At 48.8% G+C, this 1,844-nt stretch carries 1 protein-coding gene; it reads left to right on the forward strand.

Annotated features, from left to right (window positions below; translation table 11 throughout):
• The coding region (locus tag AB4209_RS20205; RefSeq protein WP_372057102.1) for a VCBS domain-containing protein at positions 1–1,844 on the forward strand (1,844 nt) is incomplete at both ends.

The raw sequence follows: 1,844 nt of genomic DNA on the forward strand, positions 1-1,844 counted from the left end.
GCGGTAACGACATCAGGCACATTAACCAGCAACGATGTCGATAATCCAGATAATGCGTTCACGCCGGATTCTATTTCAGGCACCAACGGTGACCTGACTATTGATACTAATGGTCATTGGGTCTTCACCGCCAACAGCGCGTTTAATCAATTAAACGTCGGCGATAAAGTCGAAGAAACCTTCACGGTGTCGTCTGTAGATGGCACACCGTCCACCATCAAAGTGACGATTAACGGCACTAACGATGCCGCTACTGTCAGCAGTGCGACCGTTGCTATCGATGAAACCGACAAAGCAGTAACGACTTCAGGAACATTAACCAGCACCGATGTTGATAATCCAGATAATGCCTTTACTCCGGATTCGATTACTGGAGCTAACGGTGACCTGACTATTGATGCTAATGGACATTGGGCGTTCACCGCCAACAGTGCATTTAATCAATTGAATGTCGGCGATAAGGTCGAAGAGACCTTCACGGTGTCGTCCATCGATGGCACCCCTTCGACGATCAAGGTCACGATTAATGGCACTAACGACGCCGCTACTGTCAGCAGTGCGACCGTCGCTATCGATGAAACCGACAAAGCGGTAACAACCTCAGGCACCCTAACCAGTACCGACGTAGATAACCCAGACAATGCTTTCCAGCCGGATTCTATTTCAGGCACCAACGGTGACCTGACTATTGATGCTAATGGTCATTGGACATTCACCGCCAACAGCGCATTTAATCAATTAAACGTCGGCGACAAAGTCGAAGAGACTTTCACTGTCTCGTCGGTTGATGGCACACCCTCGACCATCAAAGTGACGATTAATGGCACCAATGATAAAGCGACGGTCAGTGCCGCAACAGTCAGTGTGGATGAGACCGATAAAGCGGTAACGACATCAGGAACATTGACTAGTACCGATGTTGATAATCCAGATAACACATTTACGCCAGACTCCATTGTTGGAGCTAATGGTGATCTCACTATTGATGCTAATGGTCATTGGGTCTTCACCGCCAACAGCGCGTTTAACCAATTGAATGTCGGCGATAAAGTAGAAGAAACCTTCACTGTCACTTCCGTTGATGGCACACCTTCGACCATTAAATTCACGATTAACGGCACCAACGACGCCGCTACTGTCAGCAGCGCGACCATTGCCATCGATGAAACCGACAAAGCGGCAACCACATCAGGCACGCTAACCAGTACCGACGTAGATAATCCAGATAACACTTTCACACCCGATTCGATTACTGGCACCAACGGCGACCTAACTGTTGACGCCAATGGTCATTGGGTCTTCACGGCCAATAGCGCGTTTAATCAATTAAACGTTGGCGACAAAGTCGAAGAAACCTTTACCGTCTCTTCCGTTGATGGCACACCGTCGACCATCAAGGTCACGATCAATGGCACCAACGATAAAGCCACGGTTAGCAGTGCGACCGTTGCTATCGATGAGACCGACAAAGCGGTAACTACCTCAGGCACGCTAATCAGCAACGACGTGGATAACCCAGATAATGCGTTCACACCAGATTCTATTTCAGGCACCAATGGCGACCTGACTATTGATGCCAATGGTCATTGGGTATTCACCGCCAACAGCGCGTTTAATCAACTGAACGTCGGCGATAAAGTCGAAGAAACCTTTACCGTCACTTCCGTTGATGGCACCCCTTCGACCATTAAAGTCACGATTAACGGTACTAACGATGCAGCGACAGTCAGTACCGCAACAGTCAGTGTGGATGAAACGGACAGCGCTATAACAACTTCTGGAACCCTCACCAGTACTGACGTGGATAACCCAGACAACACGTTTACGCCGGATTCTATTTCAGG

The sequence above is a fragment of the Vibrio sp. 10N.286.48.C11 genome (assembly GCF_041469805.1).
Taxonomy (GTDB): Bacteria; Pseudomonadota; Gammaproteobacteria; order Enterobacterales; family Vibrionaceae; genus Vibrio; species Vibrio crassostreae_C.